General features: G+C 61.7%; 22 protein-coding genes. 12 read left to right on the top strand and 10 right to left on the bottom strand.

Annotated elements, in window-relative coordinates; translation table 11 throughout:
- Nucleotides 1-311: 311 nt before the first annotated feature.
- The 6 genes from L598_RS20800 (at nucleotide 312) to trxA (ending at nucleotide 11928) form a co-directional block, all read left to right on the top strand.
- Nucleotides 312-2669: an ATP-binding protein gene (locus L598_RS20800; protein ID WP_246658874.1), complete on the top strand. Its 2358-nt coding sequence runs from the start codon at nucleotides 312-314 to the stop codon at nucleotides 2667-2669.
- Nucleotides 2670-2677: 8 nt separating this feature from the next.
- The gene (gene tsaE / locus L598_RS20795; protein WP_144865850.1) at nucleotides 2678-4177 is read left to right on the top strand and encodes a tRNA (adenosine(37)-N6)-threonylcarbamoyltransferase complex ATPase subunit type 1 TsaE; all 1500 of its coding nucleotides are present in this window, start codon (nucleotides 2678-2680) and stop codon (nucleotides 4175-4177) included.
- The gene (locus L598_RS20790) at nucleotides 4174-4902 is read left to right on the top strand and encodes a nucleotidyltransferase family protein (RefSeq protein ID WP_246658866.1); all 729 of its coding nucleotides are present in this window, start codon (nucleotides 4174-4176) and stop codon (nucleotides 4900-4902) included. The genes tsaE and L598_RS20790 overlap by 4 nt, the downstream gene beginning before the upstream one ends.
- Nucleotides 4902-8000 (top strand): double-strand break repair protein AddB, encoded by a 3099-nt coding sequence (gene addB / locus L598_RS20785; RefSeq protein ID WP_144865847.1) that lies wholly within the window; start codon nucleotides 4902-4904, stop codon nucleotides 7998-8000. Before L598_RS20790 ends, addB begins: the two co-directional genes overlap by 1 nt.
- Nucleotides 7997-11521, top strand: coding sequence for a double-strand break repair helicase AddA (gene addA / locus L598_RS20780; RefSeq protein WP_144865844.1), 3525 nt, complete (start codon nucleotides 7997-7999; stop codon nucleotides 11519-11521). The genes addB and addA overlap by 4 nt, the downstream gene beginning before the upstream one ends.
- An 83-nt stretch (nucleotides 11522-11604) precedes the next feature.
- Nucleotides 11605-11928, top strand: a complete 324-nt coding sequence (gene trxA, locus L598_RS20775; RefSeq protein WP_144865841.1) for a thioredoxin — start codon at nucleotides 11605-11607, stop codon at nucleotides 11926-11928.
- Between the two features lie 53 nt (nucleotides 11929-11981).
- Here trxA and L598_RS20770 read toward each other — a convergent pair whose 3' ends face one another.
- The 10 genes from L598_RS20770 to L598_RS20725 all read right to left on the bottom strand — a co-directional run bounded on the left by L598_RS20770 (nucleotide 11982) and on the right by L598_RS20725 (nucleotide 20864).
- A complete protein-coding gene (locus L598_RS20770) occupies nucleotides 11982-13313 on the bottom strand; it encodes a folylpolyglutamate synthase/dihydrofolate synthase family protein (protein ID WP_144865838.1) in 1332 nt (443 codons plus the stop codon).
- 51 nt (nucleotides 13314-13364) lie between these two features.
- Nucleotides 13365-14276 (bottom strand): acetyl-CoA carboxylase, carboxyltransferase subunit beta, encoded by a 912-nt coding sequence (gene accD, locus L598_RS20765; RefSeq protein ID WP_144865833.1) that lies wholly within the window; start codon nucleotides 14274-14276, stop codon nucleotides 13365-13367.
- A 42-nt stretch (nucleotides 14277-14318) separates the two neighbouring features.
- Complete coding sequence (trpA, locus tag L598_RS20760; protein ID WP_144865830.1) at nucleotides 14319-15158, bottom strand: tryptophan synthase subunit alpha; 840 nt, start codon at nucleotides 15156-15158, stop codon at nucleotides 14319-14321.
- 4 nt (nucleotides 15159-15162) lie between these two features.
- Complete coding sequence (gene cutA / locus L598_RS20755; RefSeq protein ID WP_246658865.1) at nucleotides 15163-15489, bottom strand: divalent-cation tolerance protein CutA; 327 nt, start codon at nucleotides 15487-15489, stop codon at nucleotides 15163-15165.
- Between the two features lie 10 nt (nucleotides 15490-15499).
- Nucleotides 15500-16720 carry a tryptophan synthase subunit beta gene (gene trpB / locus L598_RS20750; protein WP_144865824.1) on the bottom strand — a complete coding sequence of 407 codons (1221 nt, stop codon included), beginning with the start codon at nucleotides 16718-16720 and terminating at the stop codon, nucleotides 15500-15502.
- A 27-nt stretch (nucleotides 16721-16747) separates the two neighbouring features.
- Nucleotides 16748-17407 (bottom strand): phosphoribosylanthranilate isomerase, encoded by a 660-nt coding sequence (locus L598_RS20745; RefSeq protein WP_144865820.1) that lies wholly within the window; start codon nucleotides 17405-17407, stop codon nucleotides 16748-16750.
- Between the two features lie 128 nt (nucleotides 17408-17535).
- Nucleotides 17536-18291: a M48 family metallopeptidase gene (locus L598_RS20740; protein ID WP_144865817.1), complete on the bottom strand. Its 756-nt coding sequence runs from the start codon at nucleotides 18289-18291 to the stop codon at nucleotides 17536-17538.
- 98 nt (nucleotides 18292-18389) lie between these two features.
- Nucleotides 18390-18836 carry a DUF2852 domain-containing protein gene (locus tag L598_RS20735; protein WP_144865814.1) on the bottom strand — a complete coding sequence of 149 codons (447 nt, stop codon included), beginning with the start codon at nucleotides 18834-18836 and terminating at the stop codon, nucleotides 18390-18392.
- A gap of 114 nt (nucleotides 18837-18950) precedes the next feature.
- Nucleotides 18951-20093 carry a benzoate/H(+) symporter BenE family transporter gene (locus L598_RS20730; protein ID WP_144865811.1) on the bottom strand — a complete coding sequence of 381 codons (1143 nt, stop codon included), beginning with the start codon at nucleotides 20091-20093 and terminating at the stop codon, nucleotides 18951-18953.
- A gap of 3 nt (nucleotides 20094-20096) precedes the next feature.
- A complete protein-coding gene (locus tag L598_RS20725) occupies nucleotides 20097-20864 on the bottom strand; it encodes an alpha/beta hydrolase (RefSeq protein ID WP_246658864.1) in 768 nt (255 codons plus the stop codon).
- Between the two features lie 187 nt (nucleotides 20865-21051).
- Between L598_RS20725 and infC the strand changes: the two genes are divergently transcribed.
- The 6 genes from infC to ytpR all read left to right on the top strand — a co-directional run.
- Nucleotides 21052-21588, top strand: coding sequence for a translation initiation factor IF-3 (gene infC, locus L598_RS20720; RefSeq protein ID WP_144866112.1), 537 nt, complete (start codon nucleotides 21052-21054; stop codon nucleotides 21586-21588).
- Nucleotides 21589-21839: 251 nt separating this feature from the next.
- Nucleotides 21840-22049, top strand: coding sequence for a 50S ribosomal protein L35 (gene rpmI / locus L598_RS20715; protein WP_144865804.1), 210 nt, complete (start codon nucleotides 21840-21842; stop codon nucleotides 22047-22049).
- 27 nt (nucleotides 22050-22076) lie between these two features.
- Nucleotides 22077-22478: a 50S ribosomal protein L20 gene (rplT, locus tag L598_RS20710; protein ID WP_144865801.1), complete on the top strand. Its 402-nt coding sequence runs from the start codon at nucleotides 22077-22079 to the stop codon at nucleotides 22476-22478.
- 143 nt (nucleotides 22479-22621) lie between these two features.
- A complete protein-coding gene (gene pheS / locus L598_RS20700) occupies nucleotides 22622-23719 on the top strand; it encodes a phenylalanine--tRNA ligase subunit alpha (protein WP_144865795.1) in 1098 nt (365 codons plus the stop codon).
- Nucleotides 23716-24132 (top strand): GFA family protein, encoded by a 417-nt coding sequence (locus L598_RS20695; protein WP_144865792.1) that lies wholly within the window; start codon nucleotides 23716-23718, stop codon nucleotides 24130-24132. Before pheS ends, L598_RS20695 begins: the two co-directional genes overlap by 4 nt.
- Before the next feature lie 5 nt (nucleotides 24133-24137).
- A partial coding sequence (gene ytpR / locus L598_RS20690; protein ID WP_348642780.1) for a YtpR family tRNA-binding protein occupies nucleotides 24138-24681 on the top strand: 544 nt, incomplete at its 3' end.

The following is a 24681-nucleotide window of genomic DNA, read 5'->3' as shown; positions in this document are numbered from 1 at the left end:
GCGGCCGCTTCTTCACGCCGATTCGGTCAAGGGCTACAGTGAGGTGATTCGCGACAATTCCGGGTTTGCAAGGACGGTGCATCCGGATGAGTCCAGACGGTGTTGCCACGACGCGGCGGAGAGGAAGAGGCATGCCGGGGGTAAACCCGTGCAGCGGCAGAACGGAAGGGTTGCAGGACCCGCATCCGCGGGGGACTGATTCATTTCGTTCTTTCGTCGGAGCGTGGCTGGCTGCGCTTCCATTCGCGATGGCCCTCCCAAGCACTGCTTTCGCCCAGGACCTGACCGGGAGGTCTGCTGCGATCCTGGACATGTCGCTCGGCACTTCCGAAGTCATGCAGCTTTCCATTTTTGCCGGCGTCATGGGAGCTGCCCTGCTCTCGGCCATATGGCTCATCCGCGAGCGGGGCCGGATCGCAACCGAGAATGCGGAACTGCGCACCCGCGTGGCAGAGCTTGGAGAATCCCTGCGGCGTTCCGATTCGCTCATCAATCTCAAGGACCAGCGCTTTATAGTCTGGGCGAATGAGGGCGGCGCGCCTTCCATCCTTGGAGAATTGCCGGGCGGCGCCGGTGTGCCAGTCGACCGCAGCGCCTTCCTCGCTTTCGGCCGGTGGCTTTCGCCGGGCACTGCCACCGCCCTTGAACGTGCGACTGCCACCCTCCGTGGCCACGGGACAGGCTTTGATCTGGTTGTTGAGACGCGGTCCGGAACCTTGCTCGAAGTAATTGGGCGCAAGACGGCCTATCATGCCGTGATCCGCTTCCTGTCATTGTCGGAAGTGCAAAAAGAACATGCGCGGCTGAGGCTCGAGCACCAGCGTCTGCAGGCGGACAAAGAGAATTTGTTTGCCCTTGCCGACGCACTCGACATGCCCATCTGGCTGCGCGACACAAGGGGCCGCCTGATCTGGGTTAACAATGCCTATGCCAAGACCGTCGACAGCCAAGCCCCCGAGGACGCCGTCCGCGAAAACAGGGAATTGCTGCCAACGGCGACCCGCGAAGATATAGCACGCGAACGTCTCGCCCGGCCTGTCTATAGCGGGCAGGTTTCGACGGTGGTTGGCGGCGAACGGCGCATCTACACGATCACCGAGATATCTTCCTCGCAGGGCTCGGCCGGAATGGCGGTAGATATGAGCGAGATTGACAGTCTTCGCCGCCAATTCGAACGCACCGTGCGCAGCCACGCCAACACGCTCGATCAGCTTACGACCGCAGTCGCCATATTCGATGCCGGGGAGAAGCTCCGCTTCTACAATCAGGCTTTTCAGAAGCTCTGGGACCTGGATGCCGCATTTCTCGACAGTGCGCCGGAAAACGCGATCGTGCTTGATCGTCTGCGCAGCGAAGGAAAGCTCGAGGAACAGCCGGAATGGCGTCGCTGGAAGGAAGATCTATTGGGGGCTTACCGGTCGCCTGAGCCGCAGGAGCATTGGTGGCATCTGCCGGACGGCCGCACGATCCGCGTCATTGCCAATCCGCAGCCAAACGGTGGCGTGACCTGGATTTTCGAGAATTTGACGGAGAAATTCGATCTTGAAAGCCGCTACAATGCGGCCATGCGCGTGCAGGGCGAAACTCTGGACAATCTCGCCGAAGGCGTGGCGGTTTTCGGGCCGGACGGCCGGCTCAGGCTGTCCAATCCGGCCTTCCGCACCTTGTGGGGGCTGCCTGCCGAGCTTGTCAGCGAGACTTCTCACATAGCGGCGATCCGGGCCGCTTGCGATGCGGTGGCCAAGGAAAGTCCATGGGACGATTTCGTCGCCGCCGTAACCGGATTTGATGATGAGCGCCGCGACCATCATGGTCAGACGGAACTGCTCAACGGCACCATATTGAGCTACGCCATCATTCATCTGCCGAACGGACAGGTGATGATGACCTTTGTGGACGTAACCGACAGCGCCAATGTCGAACGGGCTCTGAAGGAGAAGAACGAGGCTCTGCAGAAAGCGGATCAGCTCAAGAACGACTTCGTGCAGCATGTTTCCTACGAGCTCCGCTCGCCTCTGACCAATATCATCGGCTTCACCGAGCTATTGAGTCTGCCGGGTACGGGCCCGTTGACGAAACGACAGCGTGAATATGTGGACCATATCGGCTCGTCGTCCTCCGTGCTCCTGACAATCGTCAACGATATTCTCGATCTGGCGACGGTTGACGCAGGCATCATGGAACTCGACATAGCGGAAGTGCGTATAGGGGCCGCCGTCCAGGCCGCGGCCGACCTGGTCGCCGAGCGACTTCGCGAGCATGACATAAAGCTCGTGGTCGACATGGACGACGCTTCCGCGAGCTTCCATGCCGATGAAAACAGGCTTCGGCAGATCCTGTTCAATCTGCTCAGCAACGCTGCCAATTACGCGCCCGAGCACGGAACGATCACGCTGACCGCGCGCCGGGGCGACGGCACTGTGGAATTCCGCGTTCATGACGATGGACCGGGCATGTCGCCCGATGTGCTGGAGACCATCTTCAAGCGCTTCGAACCGCGCACCAATGGCGGTCGGCGACGTGGTGCGGGACTGGGTCTGTCGATCGTCAAGAGCTTTGTCGAATTGCACGGCGGCACGGTCGAGATCGAGACCGGAACTGGACGCGGAACCACGGTGATCTGCCGCTTCCCCGTTTCGCCTTCGGGCATGCGCGTCGCGGCGGAGTAGCTCGGCGGATGGCCGGATGCGTTCTTGAGCGCCATTTGCCCGATGAGCAGGCAACGAACCGGCTTGGCGAGGACATTGCGGTCGTCCTCAAGGCGGGGGATGTGGTGGCGCTTCGAGGGGATCTCGGGGCCGGAAAGACCACGCTGGCGCGTGCCATCATCCGCTCCCTTGCCGACGACCCGGCATTGGAAGTACCGAGCCCCACCTTTACGCTGGTACAGGCTTACGAGACCCGCATACAGGTTCATCATTTCGACCTCTACAGGCTGGGCTCGCCCGAGGAACTGGAGGAACTTGGCCTGGACGAGGCCGCCGCCTCGGGGGTCGGGCTGATCGAATGGCCCGAACGCGCGGAAGGCCGGATCACGGGCGCAATCAACGTTGCTTTGCGCGAGCAAGGCGACGGCCGCGTGGCAGAAGTATCCGGGCCCGATGCGCCGATGAAACGCCTTGCGCAATCCTTCGCCATTCGCGAATTCCTTGGCAGCGCGGGGCGCCCGGATGCGCGCCGTGCCTTTCTACTCGGCGATGCCTCGATCCGCGCCTATGAAACGATAACCGACGGCGGCGAAAAGCTCATCCTGATGAATGCGCCGGAGCGGCGGGACGAACCGGTTGTTCGAGATGGATTGCCCTACAGCCATATCGCGCGACTGGCGCAATCGGTATCTGCCTTCGTGGCGGTCGATCTGGCGTTGCGGGAAGCTGGCCTCGCCGCACCGGAAATCCTGGCGCAGGATCTTGCTCGCGGTCTTCTCCTGATCGAGCATCTCGGCAGTGGGTCCTTTCTGGGGCAAGATGGCATTCCTGTTGTTGAACGCTACTGCGCTGCTGCCGAATTGCTGGCCTTCATTCATCAAAAACCATGGAATCGCGAGATGCCCGTGACGGGCGGTATCACGCATCATCTGCCGCCCTATGATCGCCAGGCCTTCGGCATCGAGACCGAGCTTATGCTTGACTGGTACGTGCCTTTCGCTGTCGGACGGCCGGCAAGCGCGGCTGAGCGCGGCGAGTTCCTTGCCTGCTGGAGCACATTGTTCGATCGTCTGGAAAAGGCGGAGCAAAGCATCGTATTGCGCGATTTCCATTCACCCAACATCATCTGGCGGGACGATCGCAAGGGCTTTGACCGGCTCGGCATCATTGACTTCCAGGATGCGGTTTTCGGCCCAGCCGCCTATGACGTGGCGTCGCTTGCCCTCGATGCCCGTGTCACCATTCCGCCCGATCTGGAGCGTGTTATCCTGGATACCTATTGTGCGGCGCGAGGTGCCGGTTTTAACCGCGAGGCTTTTGAAGAAACCTATGCGATAGCGACCGCGCAGCGTAATTCGAAGCTCCTCGGTACTTTCGTCCGGCTCGACCGTCGCGACGGAAAGCCGGCCTATCTGAAGCATCTGCCACGCATCCGGAACTATCTGCGCCGCTCGCTGCACCATCCTGCGCTTACCGGACTGGGCGCATTCTATCAGCGGGCGGGTTTTCTACCGGAAGGCGAAGAATGATCCAGGGCATTTCCCGCACGGCGATGGTCCTCGCCGCCGGTCTCGGCAAGCGCATGCGTCCGATAACGGAGACGATGCCAAAGCCCCTGGTGCCAGTTGCCGGAAAGCCGCTCATCGACTGGGGACTGGACGCGCTGGACACAGTCGGCATCGAGACGGCAGTGGTCAATGTCCACTACCTAGCGGACCAGATGATCTCCTATCTTGCGCAGCGTGTCCGTCCCCGGATACTGATCTCCGATGAGCGTGACCAGCTTCTCGATTCGGCAGGCGGCATCGTCAAGGCGCTGACGCTTCTGGAGGCTGAACCTTTCTTCGTCATCAATGCAGACACCTTCTGGATCGATCGCGCGACCCCGAACCTCGAGCGGCTGGCGCTTGCATGGGACGACCGGGAGTTGGATATTCTCCTCATGCTTTCCGATTTCGAATCAGCCACCGGTCATGGTGACAAGGCGGATTTCGTCATGCATGGAAATGGACGACTGCGCCGGGCGAAGCCGGGCGAAGCCGGCTTCATCTATGCGGGAGCGGCGATCGTGCATCCACGCATATTCACCGGGACGGAAGCCAGGCCGCATTCGCTGAACCTCTATTTTGATCGCGCGATAGAGGCCGGCCGGCTGTATGGGCTTCCGCTGGATGGTTCATGGATCACAGTCGGCACGCCTGATGCAATCGGTGCCGCGGAAGCCGTGGTGAACCGGCTTCGTTCTACTGCATAATGGGCGATCTACCGAGAGTCCTGTCCATCCCGCCCGGCGTGCCGTTCCTGCCGAAACTCGCCGAGGCTTTCCTGGATGGGCGTCTTGTGCCCGGATTCCGTTTCGACGGCGATCCGCTTTCCCTGGCCGATACCACCTTCTATGTGCCCACGCGCCGCGCCGCGAGAGAGCTCAGGAGCGTTTTCGTTGACCGGATGGGAGGCTGTTCGGCCATCCTCCCCGTGATCCGGCCGCTCGGTGAGTTCGATGAGGATGCGGCCTCCTTTGCCGAGGAAAGCGCCGTTACGCTTGACCTTGCGCCGCCGATCGCGGCGCTTGATCGCATTCTCCTTCTGGCACCGCTGGTCCGTGCGTGGAAGAGCCGCATTCCGGCACATGTTGCGGCACGCTACGAGGAGGGCGTCGTGGTGCCGGCTTCGGCCAGCGATGCCATCTGGCTGGCACGCGACCTTGCGGCGCTGATGGACGAGATCGAGACGGAAGAGGCGGACTGGCGTCGTCTGGAGAGCGTTGTGCCGGCCGATCTCGCCGGGTGGTGGCAGGTGACTCTGGATTTTCTCCGCATCGTCACTGCGCAATGGCCAGAAATATTGGCCGAAATCGGCCGCTCCAATCCCGCCACGCATCGCAACGCACTCATCTCGGCAGAAGCCGACCGTTTGGGCCGGTGCCCGCCGCAGGGACCTGTCATCGCCGCTGGATCCACCGGTACCAATCCCGCGACGGCGATGCTGCTCGCCGCCATTTCCCGCCTGCCGAAAGGCGCGGTCGTGCTTCCCGGGCTCGATCTTCTGCTGGATGAGCGTTCCTGGGACGCAATCGACGGTTACCGATCGCCATCCGCCTTCGGCCACCCGCAATTCGGCATGAAGAAGCTGTTGTCGGTGATCGGCATCGAACGAGCCGATGTTGAGGAGATCGCTATTCCGCAAGGCGTTCTTCAGTCGCGCCGGGCCATGATTAGCGAGGCGCTCCGGCCGGCTGAGACGACGGATGCCTGGGCCGAGGCTGCGGCGATTGACGGCCATGCCCTTGCCGGCATCAGTCTGGTCGAGGCCGCCAACGAACGCGAGGAGGCCCTGACGATAGCTGTTGCGCTGCGACATGCGATAATGCGCGAGGGAAGTACAGCTGCGTTGGTGACGCCGGACCGGGATCTGGCGCGCCGGGTGGCGGCGGAACTGAGACGTTTCGGCATAGTCGCAGACGATTCCGGCGGCAGCCTGCTTTCTCGCAGCTTACCGGCAATTCTGCTTTCCCTGCTGCTCGAGGCGGTGTTCCGTGTCGGCGATCCGGTACCGATCGTGGGGCTCCTGAAGCATCCTCTCCTGCGGCTTGGCATGAGGCGTGAAAAGGTCAGATCCGCTGCCGAGGCGATTGAGCTCGTTGCGCTTCGCGGTGGCACGGGCCGGCCCGATCTGGCCGGTCTTTCCGATCTGTTCGAGGAACGATTGACTGCCATGCGGAAAAGCAGCCGTCCACCTTACTGGGCTGCCCGCATCTCCGACACCGCCTTGATCGAGGCGCGTGATGTCCTGGCGGAACTGCAGAGGGCGATTGCGCCCTTGGCGGCACTCCGCGACGAAACTTCCTTGCAGATCGGTCACGTCGCGCATGCTTCCGTGGAGGCTCTGGAGGCATTGGCGCGTGAAGAGACCGGGGCGGTGGCGGAACTTTATCGCGGAGATGCCGGCCAGGTATTCGCGGATTTCCTGCGCAAACTGATATCGGCGCAGTCCGCCCTGGAGTTCGAAGCGCGCGAATGGCCGGACATTCTTGCAGCCCTCATGGCCACCGAAGTCGTGAAGCCGCCTGCAGGTGCCGATCCGCGCATCGCCATATGGGGGCCGCTTGAAGCACGGCTGCAGAGTGTGGACACGCTTGTGTTGGGCGGCCTCAATGAGGGTTCCTGGCCGCATATTCCTGCATCTGATCGCTTCATGTCCCGCCTCATGAAAGGCGAACTGGCTCTAGAGCCTCCGGAACGCCGCATCGGTCTCGCTGCCCATGATTTCATGATGGCGATGGGCGCGCCGGAAGTCGTCCTGACCAGAGCGGCCCGGTCCGGCGATGCGCCGGCCATTGCCTCGCGCTGGCTTCAGCGGCTGCTCACTTGTGCAGGCGATGTGGCAGAAGACATGCGGTTGCGCGGGCAGGTTCTGATCGAATGGGCACGCGCTCTCGATACCGCTTCTAAGGTCGACTTCGCCCCGCGCCCGAGGCCGGTACCGCCGCTCGAAGCACGACCCAGGCAGTTTTCGGTCACCGAGATCGAGACGCTGCGCCGCGATCCATACGCCGTCTATGCAAAGCGTATTCTCCGCCTCCTGCCACTCGATCCGCTGATCCGAGACCCGGGGACTGCGGAGCGCGGCACGCTTTTTCACGAAATCCTGCAACGCTACACGCAATCCGGTGTCGATCCGTTGTCGGATGAGGCCTTTTCCGCCCTGATGACGATAGGCCGCCAGGCCTTTGAGGAACTGGCACTGCCAGCCGATGTGGAAGCCGTCTGGTGGCCGCGTTTTGTCCGCACGGCCCMTCATTTCATCGGCTGGGAACGCGGTCGCGCCGAAGGCATCGTTTCCCGTCATGCGGAAGCTCGTGCTGCAGCCTGGCCAGTTGGCAAAGGGAGCAAGACCCTTTCCGGCTATGCCGACCGAATTGATATTCGCGCCGGCGGAAAGGCGGACATACTCGACTACAAGACCGGCTCCTCGCCTTCGAAGGCACAGGCACATACGCTGCTCTCGCCACAGCTCGCGCTTGAAGCAGCATTGCTCGAGCGGGGTGCTTTCGCGCCGCTCGTGGCCGGCGCAGGCGAACTCGCCTATGTGCGGCTTAAGGCCAATGGCGAGGTGAAGGAAGAATCGATCCTTGCCCATAACCGCCAGGAGAAAACGGCCGGCGAGCTTGCAAGTGAAGCCTGGGCGAGACTGGAAAATCTGCTGGCCTTCTATGACGATCCGGCCGCAGGCTACCTCTCCCGCGCCCTGCCTTTCCGGGAAGGCGACACCAGCGGCGACTATGATCACCTTGCACGCGTCCTGGAATGGTCGGCTGGCGGTGACGAAGACGGCGGAGGCGAGGCACCGTGAGCCAGCGTCCCGATATACCGGTCGAAACGCGTGAAAGCCAAGGGATCGCTTCCGATCCGCGGAACTCCGCCTGGGTGTCGGCCAATGCCGGCTCGGGCAAGACGCATGTCCTGTCGCAGCGGGTCATACGGCTGCTTCTCGAGGGCACGGACCCGTCCAAGATACTTTGCCTGACCTATACGCGGGCGGCAGCGGCCAACATGGCGAACCGCGTATTCGGAAATCTTGCCGAATGGAGCCGGTTGAGCGATGCCGAATTGTCGCAAAAGATCGCCGAGCTGGAGGGAAAACTCCCTGATCGCAGAAAGCTGCGACGGGCCCGTCAACTCTTTGCCCGCGCGCTTGAAACACCCGGCGGCCTGAAAATCCAGACCATCCATGCCTTCTGCGAGGCGATCCTGCATCAGTTTCCCCTGGAGGCGAATATCGTCGGGCATTTTGAACTGCTCGATCCACAGATGGAGGCTGCCCTTCTGGCAGAAGCGCGCCGCGACCTCCTGACCGGCATCGTGGCCGAGGCCGACGGCGAGATCGCCGCGGCATTTGCCGAGGTGCTGGAGCGCGGCGGCGAAAAAGGCCTGGATGACCTTCTGACGGAGATGCTTGCCCGCCGCGACGGCCTGCGTGCCTTCATCGATCAGATCGGCAATGATCGCGTCCGCTTTTCGGCCCTGTTCGAGGAATTCGGCTTCGGCGAGGAGGAGAATGCCGATTCGATTGCCGCCGCAGCCTGGCCCCTGCCGGGTTTTTCGGCAGAGGAATTCGGCGACTTTGTCGCCGCCGCCCAGGTCTGCGACGCCCGTGCCGTTCTGAAGAACATCGTGCCGGCCGCACAGCAGGCTTTTGCCGAGAGCGACCCCATTCGCCGGCTGGAATTCCTTCAGGCAGCCTTCCTCAAGGCCGACGGCGCTCCATACGGCTCCAGCACGTTCAAGAAATCCCTTTGCGACCGGATTCCCGATCTCCTTGACCGTTACGAGAAGGCTGCTCAAACGATCGTTTCGGCTTGTGACCGGTTGGCGCTTTTTCGCATGCTGGAGGCGACGCGGGCTGCCCTCATCATCGCCGACTGGCTGATCGCGCGTTACGAATGGCTGAAGCGGGCGCGAGGCTTTCTCGATTTCAACGACCTGATCGTCCGCACGATCCGTCTCCTGGCGCGCCCGGATGCGGGCCCCTGGGTGCAGTTCAAGCTCGACAAGGGCATCGACCATATTCTGATCGACGAGGCACAGGATACGAGTCCTGACCAGTGGAGCGTGGTGAAGAAGCTTGCGGAGGAATTCTTTGCCGGTCTTGGCGGGCGCGACAATGTCCATCGCACGATCTTTGCGGTCGGCGACGAAAAGCAGTCGATCTATTCGTTCCAGGGCGCCGAGCCGGCGGCTTTTGCCGACAACGGGACGGAATTCTCCACCAAGGTACCGGCATCCGGAGGGACGTTCCAGAAGGTGCGTCTGACACGCTCTTTCCGCTCGACCGGCGACGTGCTGTCAGCGGTTGATCTCGTCTTTTCACGCGAGGAAGTGCGTCGCGGGCTGACCCGTGATCCCGAGCCGATCGACCACAAGGCGATCCGCGCCGGTGCGCCCGGTTATGTCGAACTCTGGATGTCGCTCTCGCCACAGGTCGTGCAGGAACCGGAAGACTGGACGCAGGCTGTCGACCATGCCTCGGCCCCGGCGGTTCGTCTTGCCGAAACCATCGCCGAGACGATCGACGGCTGGCTTAGGGAAGGCGAGATGATCGAAGGCCAGGGCAGAAAGCTCATGGCCGGCGACGTCATGGTGCTGGTGCGCAAGCGCGATCGCTTCGTCCACGCCCTTTCGCGCAGCCTGAAGAACCGGAACATAAATGTCGCCGGCACCGATCGTTTGCGGCTCACGGATCATATCGCGGTGCAGGACCTGCTGGCGCTCGGACGGTTCATCCTCCAGTCCCATGACGACCTGTCGCTTGCCGCCCTTCTGCGTAGCCCGATCTTCGACATAAGCGAGGAAAAACTGTTCGACCTTGCCTGGCCGCGGGGCCGTTCCGTAACCCTGTTTGAGGCTCTGCGTATGGCTGCCGGTTCCGACCCTTCGCTGGCCGAGATCGTGGAGGCGCTGGAGGAGTGGCAGAATGCGGCTGCTTTCAAGCCTGTGTTCGAATTCTATGCAGGCGTACTCGCGGGTACGCCTGAGCGGGAAGGCGCCCGACGGAAGCTCGTCGCAAGGTTGGGCCACGAGGCCAATGACATATTGGACGAATTCCTGAGTTTTTGCCTCGCCACCGAACGTGCCGGGCTCTCCGGTCTCGAAGCATTTCTGGCGACGCTTGACGGCGCTGCTCCCGAGATCAAGCGCGAAATGGACCAGACGCGAAACGAAGTCCGCATCATGACCGTCCACGCAGCCAAAGGCCTGGAGGCGCCTGTCGTGTTCCTGGTCGATCCTGGCAGCGCGCCCATCAGCAACCAGCATTTACCGAAACTCATCGCTTTTGAACCGAAAGGCGGCGGCTGGACGGGAAAAGGCTATCTCTGGCGCGCCGGCAAGGATGTTTCGAACACCAGTTCACGGATGCTGGAAGCGGAAGCGCGGCAGAAGGCCGAGGAGGAATATCGCAGGCTGCTTTATGTCGGAATGACGCGCGCGGAGGATCGCCTGATCATTTGCGGCTATACCGGCGTGCGGGGCTCCTCCGCGCTTACCTGGCACAGGATCGTTCACGACGCGCTTTCATCGGCGGACAATATCGAGACGCGTGCCGTCCCGGAGGCATGTGCGCCCGTCTACCGGTACAGGGTTACGCCGCTTCGGCCAATCGAGCCTGAAAAGGAGAAGGAGAATCGGGTAATAAAGCCGGCTACGTTTCCGCCGGATTTCACCAAACCCGTGCCGGCGCCTCCGGCTTTGCCCCGTCCGCTTGCACCTTCCGGGGCGACGGCCTTGATCGAACCCGGATATGAGGCAGCCGTTTCATTGCGCTCCCCGGTGCTGGATGGCGAAGAGATGCCGCGATTTGCCGTGGAGAGGGGCCATGCCATCCACCGCCTGTTGCAGATCCTGCCGGAGATTGCTCCCGATCAGCGCGAGGCAGCGGCATGGCGCTATCTTTCGCGGGCCGGGGCCTCGTGGTCCTTGGAGGAGCGACAGACTGCCTGGCAATCCGTGGCTACGATAATGGAGAACGAACGATTTGCGCCGATTTTTGCACCGGGTTCTCGTCCCGAGATTTCGATCATGGGCACCTTGAAGCTGGGCAGCAGAATGCATGCTGTTTCCGGCAAGATCGACCGGCTAGCGGTTTCCGGCGATGAAGTGCTGATTGTCGATTACAAGACCAACCGGCCGGCACCGGCAGATCTGCCGGACGTGCCGTCCGCTTATGTGACTCAGCTTGCGCTCTATGCGGAACTGCTGAAGCCGCTCTACCCGGAAAAGGCGATCGCTGCCGCGCTCCTTTTCACCGAGGTTCCGCGCCTCATTCAGATCCCGCCACAATATATGGAGGATGCGCTTGCCCGACTCACCGGATGATGAGAAAAACATTCCTTGAAGCTGCGCCGCGAATGCACCACATCCGGGGCGAGATATTTTTCCTGTCCGACAAGGAGACCCCGATGGCCACGGTCAAGGTAGACAACAGCAATTTTCAAGCCGACGTGCTTCAGGCGAGCGAGCCGGTGGTCGTCGATTTCTGGGCGGAATGGTGCGGCCCTTGCAAGATGATCGCTCCAGCGCTGGATGAGATTGCGGCCGAACTGGACGGCAAGGTGAAGATCGCCAAGCTCAATATCGACGAGAATCCCGAGCTTGCGGCTCAGTATGGCGTGCGCTCGATTCCGACCCTGATGCTTTTCAAGGGCGGCGAAGTGGCTGACATGAAGGTCGGCGCGGCGCCGAAAACTGCTCTTTCATCCTGGATCAGCGGCAACGTCGCCTGACCGGTCCTAACAAATTTACAGAATGCCCGGCCTTCGCGCCGGGCTTTTCTTTCTCAGGCAGGCGGCGTGCCGTTTTCCGCCAGCACGTCGCCGACAAGATAAAGCGAGCCGCCGATAAGGATGCGTGGAGGCGTCTCGCCCGGGTTCCAGGTCTCACGCAAGAGCATCAGGGCATTGGCAACGTTGCTGACCGGCTCTGCCGAAAGCCCTGCCTCCATTGCTCGCGCGGCCAGTTGGTCGTTGGGAACTCCTGCATCGCTGTTGTTCACCGGCACGGTATAGACGTGACGGGCCATGCCTACGAAATTGTGGAAATAGCCGGTCTGGTCCTTGGTGTTCAGCATGCCGCAAATAAGGAACAGCGGCCGCGGGAAGCGCTCCTCCTGCTCCGCCAAGGCTTCGGCGACGACCTGTCCGGCACCAGGATTGTGGCCGCCGTCGATCCAAATCTCCGCCCCGGCTGGAGCCAATTCGACCAGCGCGCCGGTTGTGAGCCTCTGCATGCGTCCCGGCCAGTCCACTGTTGCCATTGCCTTGTCAGCGATCCGATCCGTCACCGCAAAGCCCGCAGCCTTCACTGCGGCGATGGCGGCGGCGGCATTGGCATATTGATGGCGGCCTGGTAGGCGCGGCGGGTCGAGATCGAGCAGCCCGTATTCGTCCTGATAGATCAACCGTCCGTTCTCCTCGAAAGCGAGGAAGTCCTGACCGTAGACGAAGGCCGGGCAGCCGAGACGTTCGGCCGTCTCAATAAGAACATCGCGTGCAGCATCGGTTTCCTGTGCGCCGATGACGACCGCGGAACCCGGCTTGATGATGCCGGCTTTCTCCGCCGCGATCAGTTCCACCCGGTCGCCGAGATAGGCCTGGTGGTCGAGCGAAATCGGCATGATCACCGAAACGATCGGGGGTGGTATGACATTGGTGGCGTCGTATCGTCCGCCCAAGCCCACCTCAAGTATGGTGGCGTCGGCCGGGTGTTCAGAAAAGAGCACGAAGGCGACAGCCGTCAGGATCTCGAAAACCGTTATGGTCTCGCCGCGATTGGCCTCGGCTACCCGAGCGACGGTTTCCGCCAGCACCCGGTCCTCGACCAGTCTGCCTCCGCCCGGCGCTCCAAGCCGGTAACGCTCGTGCCAGTTGACGAGATGCGGCGATGTATGGACATGGGCAGTCCTGCCTCCGGCCTCGATCAACGCCCTTGAGAATGCGGCGGCAGACCCTTTCCCGTTGGTGCCGGCAATATGGATCACCGGCGGCAGCCTGAAATGCGGATTGTCCAGTCGTTCGAGAAGCCGCTTGATACGATCGAGCGAAAGATCATAGCCCTTGGGATGAAGCGATATGAGCCGCTCTATTTCCCCTTCAGCCGACAGGGTGGTCATGACACAGAACCCTCGGGGAATGGGAGACGGCACCTGCCGTCTCTCGGGCTTTTAGGCTTCCAGCCGCTCTTCGGCAGGTTCCGGCAGGGCCAGTACATCCTTGTCCGGCTCGACAGGCTGCTTCAGCATGATCTTGAGCAGTCTGGCGATGGTTGCCTTCATCTCCAGCCGTGAAACCACCATGTCGACCATGCCATGCGCTTTCAGATACTCGGCGCGCTGGAACCCGTCCGGCAGTTTCTCGCGGATGGTCTGCTCGATCACCCGGGGGCCGGCAAAGCCGATCAGCGCGCCCGGCTCGGCGATGTGGACATCGCCCAGCATGGCGTAGGAGGCGGTAACGCCGCCGGTCGTCGGATTTGTAAGCACGACGATATAGGGCAGACCGGCTTCCTTGAGCCGGTCAACAGCCACCGTGGTACGCGGAAGCTGCATAAGCGACAGGATTCCCTCCTGCATGCGCGCACCACCGGAAGCCGCGAACAGGACGAGCGGCAGCCTGCGTTCGATCGCCGTCTCGAAGCCGCGGATAATAGCTTCACCGGCGGCCATGCCGAGCGAGCCGCCCATGAAGGCGAAATCCTGCACCGTGGCGACCAGTTCGAGGCCTTCGACCCGGCCAACTCCGTTGAGCACGGCGTCTTCCAGATTGGTCTTGGCGCGCGCTTCGCGCAGCCGGTCGGTATAGCGCTTTTCGTCGCGGAACTTCAGCGGGTCGACGGGTGCCTTGGGATTTTCGAGCTGCTCATAGACCCCGTCATCGAAGAAGAATTTCAGCCGTTCCTTGGCGGAAATCTTCATGTGATGGCCCGAGGACGGGATCACCCACTGGTTCTCTTCCAGATCTTTGTGAAAGATCATTTCGCCGGTCTCGGGATCCTTGATCCAGAGGTTCTCCGGCATCTCGCGGCGGCCGAGCATGGAATTGATTTTCGGCCGGACGTAATTGGTGATCCAGTTCATCTGTGATCCTTTCTGTTTCCCCTCGGCATCAGGATGGGAAAACTACAGGGCAGCGGCAAGGCGCGCCTCGCGGACGCCCTCGGCCAGTCCGCGCACCAGCGTAGCGACTGCCTCCGCCGGGTCAGCGGTCATCCTGCCCTCCGGGGTGAGAACATTAGCCACCGCATTGACGATCGCTGTTCCCACAACGACACCGTCGGCCGCCGCGCCGATAGCCGTGGCCTGGCTCGCCGTCTTGACACCGAAGCCGACGCAGACCGGCAGCTCCGTATGGCCCTTGATGCGGGCCACCGCCTCGCCGATCCTGGTCGTATCCGGCAGTGCGGAACCGGTGATGCCCGTCATCGAAACATAGTAGACGAAGCCGGACGTGTTCCGGAGCACCTTAGGCAGCCTCTTGTTGTCGGTGGTCGGGGTTGCGAGCCGGATGAAATTGATGCCTGCCTTCAGCGCGGGCAGGCACAGCTCCTCGTCCATCTCTGGCGGCAGGTCGACAATGATCAGGCCGTCTATGCCCGCCTCCTTCGCGTCGGCCAGGAAACGGTCGACGCCATAGATGTAGATCGGGTTGTAATAGCCCATCATCACGATCGGGGTTTTGTTGTCCTCGCGCCGGAACTCCCTGGCCATTTGCAAGGTCTTGGCAAGCGTCTGGCCGCCGTTCAGGGCGCGCAGGCCCGCCGCCTGGATCGCCGGGCCGTCCGCCATGGGATCGGAGAAGGGCATGCCGAGCTCGATCATATCGCTGCCGGCCTTGGGCAACGCCTTCATGATCCTGAGAGAGGTATCATAGTCCGGGTCGCCCCCCATGAAATAGGTGACGAGCGCCGGCCGACCTTCGGCCCGGAGCTTCTCGAAGCGGCTGTCGATGCGCGTTTTCATGGTGTCAGGCCGATTCCCTCGTTTCCTGCCGCAGCCAGTCGGCATATTCCCTGTCCGCCAATGCGATAGCGGTCGCGACGATGCTCGGCACCTCGTAAGGATGGAGCGAACGTATCTTGGCACAGAGCGCATCGAACAGGCCGGCGCGTGTCTTCAGCACCAGCGGCACCTCCTGGGCGCGTTCGATATTGCCCTGCCAATGGTAGGTACTGGCGATCGGCGCCATGATATTGGCGCAAGCTGCCAGCCGCTCCTGGATGCAGGCATCGGCGATCCTGTCGGCCGTTGCCCGATCCGGACAGTTCACCCATAGATCTATGAAGTCCGCCACCATCTCAGCCTCAGATATCCAGCCCGAGATGGCGCGCGACGGTGAAGACGTCCTTGTCTCCGCGCCCGCTGAGATTCATGACGATGATCTGGTCCTTGCCCATCTTCGGCGCGCGCTTCATGACCTCGGCCAGCGCATGGGAAGGTTCCAGCGCCGGAATAATGCCTTCGATGCGGGTCAGAAGCTGAAAGGCCTCGAGAGCTTCATGGTCGAGGATCGGCACATATTCGGCCCGGCCAGTATCCTTCAGCCACGAATGCTCGGGTCCGATTCCCGGATAGTCGAGGCCGGCCGAGATCGAATGGCCTTCCTTGATCTGCCCGTCATCGGTCTGGAGCAGATAGGTGCGGTTGCCATGCAGCACGCCCGGCGATCCGGCGGTCAGTGAGGCGCAGTGCTCGTCACCTTCAAGCCCCTTGCCGCCCGCTTCCACTCCGACGATCTGCACCTGCCGATCATCGAGGAAAGGATGAAAGAGGCCGATGGCGTTGGACCCGCCTCCAACGGCGGCGATGAGCATGTCCGGCAGTCGGCCCTCCGCCGCCATGATCTGCTCGCGAACCTCCCTGCCGATCACGCATTGGAACTCTCGCACAAGCTCCGGATAGGGATGCGGTCCGGCCGCCGTGCCGATCAGATAGTAGGTGTCCTCTACATTGGTGACCCAATCGCGCAGCGCCTCGTTCATGGCGTCCTTGAGCGTGCCGTGACCCGCTGTGACCGGACGCACTTCGGCGCCGAGTAGGCGCATGCGGAAGACATTCGGCGCCTGCCGTTCGACATCGGTCGCGCCCATATAGACCACGCAAGGGAAGCCGAAGCGAGCGGCGACCGTCGCCGATGCGACCCCGTGCTGGCCGGCGCCGGTCTCGGCGATGATGCGTGTCTTGCCCATCCGCTTGGCGAGCAGGATCTGGCCGAGGCAATTGTTGATCTTATGCGAGCCAGTATGGTTCAGCTCGTCCCGCTTGAAATAGATTTTCGCGCCACCGAGATGCTGGGTCAGCCGTTCAGCAAAATAGAGCGGAGAGGGCCGGCCGGTGTAGTGCCTGTTGAGCTCTTCCAGCTCGGCCTTGAATGCCGGGTCGTTCTTGGCCTCGTTCCAGTGGTATTCGAGATCGAGGATGAGCGGCATCAGGGTCTCGGCGACGAAACGGCCGCCGAATATGCCGAACATGCCGGCTTCATCCGGCCCGGTGCGGAAAGAGTTTGGTTCAGCCGGCTTGTTCATGGCCATCTCCTGCTGTGAACGTACCGCTCAGGCGGCGCGTTCGCCCTGATGTGCCCGGACGGCGCGGAAGAAGCCTTCGATCAGCCTTGCATCCTTGATGCCGGGAGCGCTTTCCACACCTGACGAGATGTCGATGCCGCGAGGCCGAGCCTCGCTCAGCGCCCGTCCGATATTGGTAGCGTTGAGTCCACCCGAAAGCATGTAATCGATCTCCGGGTCAAGAGCGGCAAGCAGCATCCAGTCGAAGGCGACGCCATTGCCGCCCGGAAGTTCCGATCCGACAGGCGCCTTGGCATCGAAAAGGAACCGGTCGGCGATGCCGCGGTAAGGTCCGATGGAATGGAGATCGCCAGCCTCCCGGATCGCGAAGGCTTTCATCACCGGCAACCGGTAGCGGGCCTTCACTTCCGCCACGCGCTCCGGGCTTTCGCTGCCATGCAGTTGCAGCATATCCGGCTGCATAGCCGCTACGATTGCATCCAGCGTCGCATCGTCAGCATCGACGGTAACCGCGACTGCTTTTGCCCCGCCGGTGGCCTCCCGGCGCAGTTTGGCGGCCTCGCTCGGGAGGATATTGCGCGGGCTCTTGGGGAAGAAGATGAAGCCGATATGACTTGCGCCGCCATTGAGCGCGGCAGCGACCGCTTCAGGCGTCTTCAATCCGCATATCTTGATGTCGAGGGTCATGACAGGGAGGTGACACGAAATCATGGCGGAGTCGAGGGGAACGGGTAAATGGCAAGTGGCAATTAAAGCGTGGCGAATGGCGGATTAGCTGCCGGCTCGTCCATCCGGCCAAGGATTTGCCTGCCTCTTCAATCAAACCCGATCGCCTGCAGCGCGCTTCCGTTACGCTTGAGCCAGGCCTTGCATTTGTCGGTTTCGGGGCAGAGTTCCCTGCAGAGCTTCCAGAAGCGCGGGCCGTGGTTCATCTCCTTGAGATGCGCGACTTCATGGGCGACCAGATAGTCGATGACCGGCGGCGGTGCCATCATGATGCGCCAACAGAAGGACAGATTGCCTTCCGAGGTGCAGGAGCCCCAGCGGCTCGTCGTGTCGCGGAAGCGGACAGACCGCGCCTTGCAGCCGACCTTGGCCGTATGCCTGGCGACCAGCGCTTCGATATCGCGTTTCGCCTCCCGCTTCAGGAAATCGGCGACGCGGCGCGGCAGGTGGCGCCGGTCGCCATTGACGATCAATACAGGCTCGCCATCCTGCATATCCGTTCTGGCCAGGCCGCGTGCGCCGGGTTCATGCACGATCCGATGCGGTTTGCCGCGGACAGGAATCTTTATGCCCGGACGCACCTGCGGCCGGTCCGGCAGTCTGACAAGGCGCTCCTCCAGCCAGCCGCGATGCCGGTCGAGAAAACTCTCTACCTCGCCTTGCCGCAGCCCCGGCGGCACGGTGATGCGCAGGCCGCGACCGCCGGCCTCGATGCGCAGCGTCAGTCTTCGCGCACGCTCATTCTCCACGATGCGCAGCGGCAGGGTGCGGCCGGCGACCGCATGCGTGCGCTCCTGTGGGAGGGAGGTTTTACGTCCCGGTGTCCTGAAAATGCCGAATGCCATGCCGTGAAAATAGATGATTCGCGTCTGCGGTCGCGCGACAAAAAGAAACGGCGCCCCGGAAAGGGGCGCCGTGGCGCTCAGCTATCGCGGAAAACCGCTCAAGCAGGTTCGCCGTTCTCGGAACCGTTTTCAGGCACGGTCGGCGTACGCCTGTTGCGCCGCTCGTTCATGAAGCGGTCGAACTCTTCCTGGTCCTTGGCACGGCGCAGTTCGCGGACATATTCGTCGAACTCGCTGCGCATCTCGTCGAGCTTGCGGCGTTCTTCATCCAGTCGCTCAAGTTCCTTCTCGCGCCAGTCGTCGAAAGCGACATTGCCGGTGGAGTAACCGCCGCGGCGGGACGCCTTCCATGAGGCGCGATGGCAACCGCGGAAGAAACTGTCAGTGGCGCGATTGGCGTCGCGCTTGAAGCCTTCGAGGCGGTCGCCCCAGATGATGTAGGCGAGCATCGCGAAACCCAGCGGCCAGAATACCATGAAGCCGATCACCATAAGAGCGATCGTCGCGGGCGTCCAAGCAGGACGGATCAATGCAGAGTTGGTCATCGTCAGCCGTTCCTTCGTAGGGAGCAACCCCGGCGGTTGCATGTTTTTGACATGGTAAGGCACTTGGGGCGATTCAAGAAGGGCGGGTTCAGAATCGAACAAGCCCGTGCCAATTCATGGTTTTTTCATCGCTTGGAGACCGAGAACGGCCAGTCCAGCGACAAGTCCCCAGAAAGCCGACCCGATGCCAAAGAGCGACAGGCTTGATGAGGTGACGGCAAAGGCCGTGGTCGCGGCGATCCGTTCGGCGGGCGCATCCAGTGCGATGGCCAGTGCATTGGCAAGGGGCGCAAGCAATCCCAGACCGGCGACGAGAACGATCAGTCCCGGCGGAAGGACGGCAAACAGCGCGACAAGCGATGCGCCGAAAATTGCGAAAATGATATATGCGAGTGCGTAAAAGGGTCCGGTCAGCCAGCGCTTGCCCGGATCGGGGTGGGTATCAGACCCGGTGCAGATCGCAGCCGATATGGCCGCCAGATTGGTGGTCAGAGCGTTGAACGGCGCCGAAATGAGCGAGAAGAAGCCGGTAACTGCGATCAGAGGGCCCGCCGGCGGTTCATAGCCGGAAGCCTTCAGGACCGCGAGGCCGGAAAGGTTCTGCGAGGCCATGGTCACCAGATAGAGCGGGACCGCCAGGCCGATCACGGCCGAAAGGGAGAAACTAGGTACGGTGAAAACCAGAGTTGAAAGCTCCGGCGGCGGCAGGCTGTCTACGCGACCGAGGGCAAAGGCAAGAACAACGCCGCCCACCAGGACCACGAGCACGGAAAGTGCCGGATTGAAGAGCCGCACGATAAAGAAAGCGGCCAGGAGGGGCAGGATCAGCTGCGGGTCGGCCGGAAGGGTTTCGGCCGCACCTATGACGAAAGTCACCACTATCCCTGCGAGCATGCCAGAGGCGACGGAAGTCGGAATACGGGAAATGAACCGGGTCAGCGGCCTAAAGAGTCCGGTTGCGGCCAGCATGAGCGCGGTCACGATGAAGGCCCCGACGGCGTCGTTCATCGTATAGCCGTTACTGGCGGCAATCAGGGCGGCGCCCGGCGTAGACCATGCGGTGATGACCGGCATCCTGTATCGCCAGGAAAGCCACAGCGTCTCGAAAGCCAGCGCGAGGCATATTGCGGCGACCCAGCTTGCAGTCTGCTCGCGTGTTGCCCCCACGGCGTCGGCTGCGGCAATGATGAGGGCCAGCGTGCCGCCGAAGCCGACAACGGCCGCCACGAAGGCCGATGAGGGAATGGACAGGCGCACGGGTCAGCCAGCCTGCTCGACCATGGCTTCTACCGTTCGCAGGATCATCGCGATGTCCTGGGGCCGGGACAGACGATGATCGCCGTCACGGATGAGAGACAGCGTCACGTCGTCCGCGGGCAGGTGCTCGACCAGTCGCATGGCATGGCTATAGGGCACATCCGGATCCTCCATCCCCTGCAGAATGTGGACCGGACAGTGGGTATCGATGATGCCGTCGAGCACGCGATTCCGGCGGCCATCCTCGAACAGCGCCCGCGTATAGACATTGGGTTCCGGCGAATATTCGGATGGTTCCTCGAAATAGCCTTTCTCTTCGAGATCCTGCTGTTGCCTTGCGGTTAGCTGCGGCTCCATCAACTCGATGGTGAAATCCGGTGCCGGCGCCAGCAGGACGAGACCGGCCACGCGTTCCTCGCCTGCCTTGCGCAATTCCTCGATCATGCGCAGCGCGATCCATCCGCCCATGGAGGAACCGACGAGGATCTGCTTGCCTGTCGTGTATTTGCGAAAAACGGCGAGACTCTCCTCCAGCCAGCGAGAAATAGTGCCTTCAATAAATGCTCCGCCGGATTCTCCGTGGCCCGAATAATCATGGCGCGTACAGGCATGCCCTTTCTCCAGGGCCCAGCCGGCCAGTGCCTCGGCCTTGGTGCCGCGCATGTCGGACCGGTAGCCCCCGAGCCACATTATGCCGGGGTTGGCCCCTTCAAGATGACGGATTGCGATCGGCCTGCCGCCAACCTCGAGAAATTCTTTCTCCTCTACCATCATTCCCACTCTCCCTGTTGGACGGCCTTTTGCCATGGGCGATCCGCCGCGTGAAGGCCTGACATGACCCAACAGGCGGATGATTCTTTTGTCCCGATGTGGTATTGACAGTGCGGGCGCCGGTCGCGACATACGTGCGGTCCGGCCCGCTACAACCCTTTGGATCAACTTTCAGGAGAGAACGACCATTCGCAGACCATTCAAAGCGCCGACCCCTACCAAGGAAGGGCCGCGCGCCAATCGCGAGATCCGGGTTCCCCGGGTTCAACTCATCGACGACGAAGGCCAGAATCGAGGGATTGTCTCTATCGAGGATGCACTACGTGCAGCCGAGGATGCGGGTCTCGATCTCGTCGAAATCGCACCTAATTCAGAGCCGCCCGTTTGCAAGATCACCGATCTTGGCAAGATGAAATATCAGAGCCAGAAAAAGGCAGCCGAGGCGCGCAAGAAGCAGAAGACCATCGAGATCAAGGAGATCAAGATGCGTCCCAACATCGACACCCATGATTACGAGGTGAAGATGAAGGCTGTTCGCCGCTTCTTCGAGGAAGGCGACAAGGTCAAGCTCACGCTCCGCTTCCGGGGTCGCGAGATGGCACATATGGAACTCGGCATGAAGCTCCTGAATCGCGTCCGCGAGGAGGTTGAGCCGATCGCCAAGGTCGAAGCCGAGCCGAAGCTCGAAGGCCGTCAGATGATGATGGTGCTTGCCCCAAGATAGCCTGAACGCCGGCCGAGCGTGAGCACGCTACATTCACGCCGGCCGGCACCTGGGCTTAATTCAATAGTGACGCTGCAAGTCGAAGCAGTTCAGGCGCCACTATTGCGCACAATCCAACTTGCTGGTAATAGCGCCGCGTCCAGAACCGTCCGGCAGGGCATGCCGTGGCGGTTCGTAATGCTTTTCGGGCTCTGGTCTGCCCGAAGCAAGATCAGCGCAATCATGCGCATCTGGAAAAAGGAAAGAGCAAAATGCCCAAGATGAAGACCAAATCCTCCGCCAAGAAGCGGTTCAAGATCACAGCTACCGGCAAGGTCAAGGTACAGGCCGCCGGTAAGCGGCACGGCATGATCAAGCGTTCGAACAAGTTCATCCGCGACGCCCGCGGCACAACGGTTCTGGCAGAACCGGATGCCCGGAAAGTCATCAGGAACTTCCTGCCCAACGGCGGCGGCCTCTGAGCCGGAACTGAATAAGGAGATCATGTCATGGCACGTGTAAAAAGGGGCGTTACCGCTCACGCCAAGCACAAGAAGGTCCTGAAGGCCGCCAAGGGCTTCTATGGCCGTCGCAAGAATACCATTCGCATCGCCAAGCAGGCGGTCGAGCGGTCGATGCAATATGCTTATCGCGACCGCAAGAACCGCAAGCGCAATTTCCGTGCGCTCTGGATCCAGCGCATCAATGCGGCTGTCCGCGAGCACGGCCTGACCTATGGCCGTTTCATCGACGGCCTGAACAAGGCTGGCATCGAGGTCGACCGCAAGGTGCTCTCCGACATGGCGATCCATGAGCCGCAGGCATTCGCAGCGCTTGTCGCCAAGTCGAAGACGGCGCTCGAATACCTCAAGGACACCACTCCGAACGCTTTTGAAAGCGCAGTCGCTTAAGACCAGCGCCTTCCCGAAGCATATCGGACTTGATTTGGGAAACCCGCGCTGGCAGGGCTGGCGCGGGTTTTTCTTTGGACCGACATCAACAGAAGGCGGCTGTTCGACAGGATCGACAGGCGCCGGATCGAAAGAGTGTCACCGTGAACGTCACCGCTGGGAATCTCGAAGTTCTGGAAAGCTCATTGCTGGCCGACATCGCCGCTGCCTCCGATGAGCAGGCAATAGAAGCCATACGCGTGGCCGCGCTCGGCAAAAAGGGATCGATCTCGGAGCTCCTGAAGACCCTGGGCTCGATGAGCCCCGAGGAACGTCAGGTGAAGGGTCCGCAGTTCAACAGCCTCAGGAACCGCGTGACCGAGGCGCTGACAGCCCGCAAGGCGGAGCTCCGCGATGCCGCCATCGCCGCCCGGCTGGCTGCCGAAAAGGTGGATGTGACGCTGCCGGTCCGTCAGTCGCCCGCCGAACGGGGGCGCATCCATCCGATCAGCCAGGTCATCGACGAGATCGCGGCCATTTTTGGCGATCTCGGCTTCCAGATTGCCGAGGGGCCGGATATCGAGACGGACTATTACAACTTCACGGCCCTTAACTTTCCCGTCGGACATCCGGCGCGTGAAATGCACGATACCTTCTTCTTCCCGCCCGATGCAAATGGCGAGAGGAAGGTTCTGCGCACGCATACCTCGCCGGTGCAGATACGAACGATGGAAGCGCAAAAGCCTCCGATCCGTATCGTCATTCCTGGAAAGACATACCGCGCGGATTCCGACGCCACTCACACACCGATGTTCCATCAGCTCGAAGGACTGGTGATCGACCGGACGGCCAATGTGGCGAACATGAAATGGGTGCTGGAGGAATTCTGCAAGGCCTATTTCGAAGTGGCGTCGGTGAAGATGCGTTTCCGCCCGAGCTTCTTCCCGTTCACTGAACCAAGCCTGGAGGTCGATATTCAGTGCGACCGCTCGCGGCCGGGCGAAGTGCGTTTCGGCGAGGGATCAGACTGGATGGAGATCCTCGGCTGCGGCATGGTTCACCCCAATGTGCTGCGCTATGGCGGGCTCGATCCCGACGAATATCAGGGCTTCGCCTGGGGCATGGGCATCGACCGCATCGCAATGCTGAAATACGGCATGCCCGATCTCCGCGCCTTCTTCGACGCTGATGTGCGCTGGCTGTCCCATTACGGCTTCAGGCCGCTCGACATGCCGACCCTGTTCGGAGGGCTCAGTACGTGATCGAACCCCATACCGGCGGCTGTCGTTGCGGCGCAGTGCGCTTCGAGGCGACATCCGACCCGACGCATATTAGTTACTGCCATTGCAGTGATTGCCGGCGAGCGACGGGCGCGCCGGTGTCGGCCTTTGTGGGTTTCGATGTCGATGCCGTATTGGTCACCGGCAGCACGCTGAAGTCCTATGAAAACGGGCCGGTCTCTCGCAGATTCTGCAGCGTCTGCGGCTCACCGGTTTCCTATTTCGATCGCCGCATCGGTGAACGTATCTATTTCATGCTGGGGGCAATGGACGCTCCCAGCCATTACAAGCCAGCGCTGCACGCCTATGTGCGCGAGCAGCTACCCTTCGTTCATATGCCCGACAATCTGCCGCGACACCTGAAGTCGAGCGTCGAGCGCCCGGAAACGGATTGACGACAATGAAATTCACTCTTTCCTGGCTCAAGGAACATCTCGAAACAGAGGCCACGCTTGAGGAGATCTGCGAGCGCCTCACTATGATCGGTCTCGAGGTCGAATCGGTCGACGACAAGGCGGCGCTGAAACCATTCGTCATCGCCAGGGTGCTGACGGCGGAGCAGCATCCCGATGCCGACAAGCTGCGCGTCCTTTCGGTCGATACAGGCGACGGCCAGCCGCTGCAGGTCGTCTGCGGCGCACCGAATGCGCGCGCGGGGCTCGTCGGGGCGTTCGCAAAGCCGGGCACATATGTTCCGGGCATCGATACGACCATTCAGGTCGGCAAGATCCGCGGCGTCGAAAGCTTCGGCATGATGTGCTCGGAGCGCGAATTGCAGATGTCAGACGAGCATTCGGGCATCATCGACCTGCCGGCAGATGCACCGGTCGGCACCAGTTTCGCCTCCTATGCGGGACTGGACGATCCGGTGATCGAAATAAACCTGACGCCGAATCGCCCCGACTGCACGAGTGTCTACGGGATTGCACGCGATCTGGCGGCTG

The sequence above is a fragment of the Mesorhizobium sp. J18 genome (assembly GCF_007829525.1).
Taxonomy (GTDB): Bacteria; Pseudomonadota; Alphaproteobacteria; order Rhizobiales; family Rhizobiaceae; genus VLJP01.
This window is presented reverse-complemented; position numbering and strand designations above follow the sequence as displayed.

Coding starts and splice junctions, on each gene's coding strand:
- trpA (WP_144865830.1), bottom strand. CDS start 15,158: ATGAAAACGCGCATCGACAGCCGCTTCGAGAAGCTCCGGGCCGAAGGT.
- L598_RS20800 (WP_246658874.1), top strand. CDS start 312: ATGTCGCTCGGCACTTCCGAAGTCATGCAGCTTTCCATTTTTGCCGGC.
- tsaE (WP_144865850.1), top strand. CDS start 2,678: ATGGCCGGATGCGTTCTTGAGCGCCATTTGCCCGATGAGCAGGCAACG.
- L598_RS20725 (WP_246658864.1), bottom strand. CDS start 20,864: ATGGTAGAGGAGAAAGAATTTCTCGAGGTTGGCGGCAGGCCGATCGCA.
- rpmI (WP_144865804.1), top strand. CDS start 21,840: ATGCCCAAGATGAAGACCAAATCCTCCGCCAAGAAGCGGTTCAAGATC.
- accD (WP_144865833.1), bottom strand. CDS start 14,276: ATGAACTGGATCACCAATTACGTCCGGCCGAAAATCAATTCCATGCTC.
- L598_RS20770 (WP_144865838.1), bottom strand. CDS start 13,313: ATGACCACCCTGTCGGCTGAAGGGGAAATAGAGCGGCTCATATCGCTT.
- L598_RS20735 (WP_144865814.1), bottom strand. CDS start 18,836: ATGACCAACTCTGCATTGATCCGTCCTGCTTGGACGCCCGCGACGATC.
- rplT (WP_144865801.1), top strand. CDS start 22,077: ATGGCACGTGTAAAAAGGGGCGTTACCGCTCACGCCAAGCACAAGAAG.
- trpB (WP_144865824.1), bottom strand. CDS start 16,720: ATGAACAAGCCGGCTGAACCAAACTCTTTCCGCACCGGGCCGGATGAA.
- L598_RS20790 (WP_246658866.1), top strand. CDS start 4,174: ATGATCCAGGGCATTTCCCGCACGGCGATGGTCCTCGCCGCCGGTCTC.
- L598_RS20740 (WP_144865817.1), bottom strand. CDS start 18,291: ATGGCATTCGGCATTTTCAGGACACCGGGACGTAAAACCTCCCTCCCA.
- L598_RS20745 (WP_144865820.1), bottom strand. CDS start 17,407: ATGACCCTCGACATCAAGATATGCGGATTGAAGACGCCTGAAGCGGTC.
- trxA (WP_144865841.1), top strand. CDS start 11,605: ATGGCCACGGTCAAGGTAGACAACAGCAATTTTCAAGCCGACGTGCTT.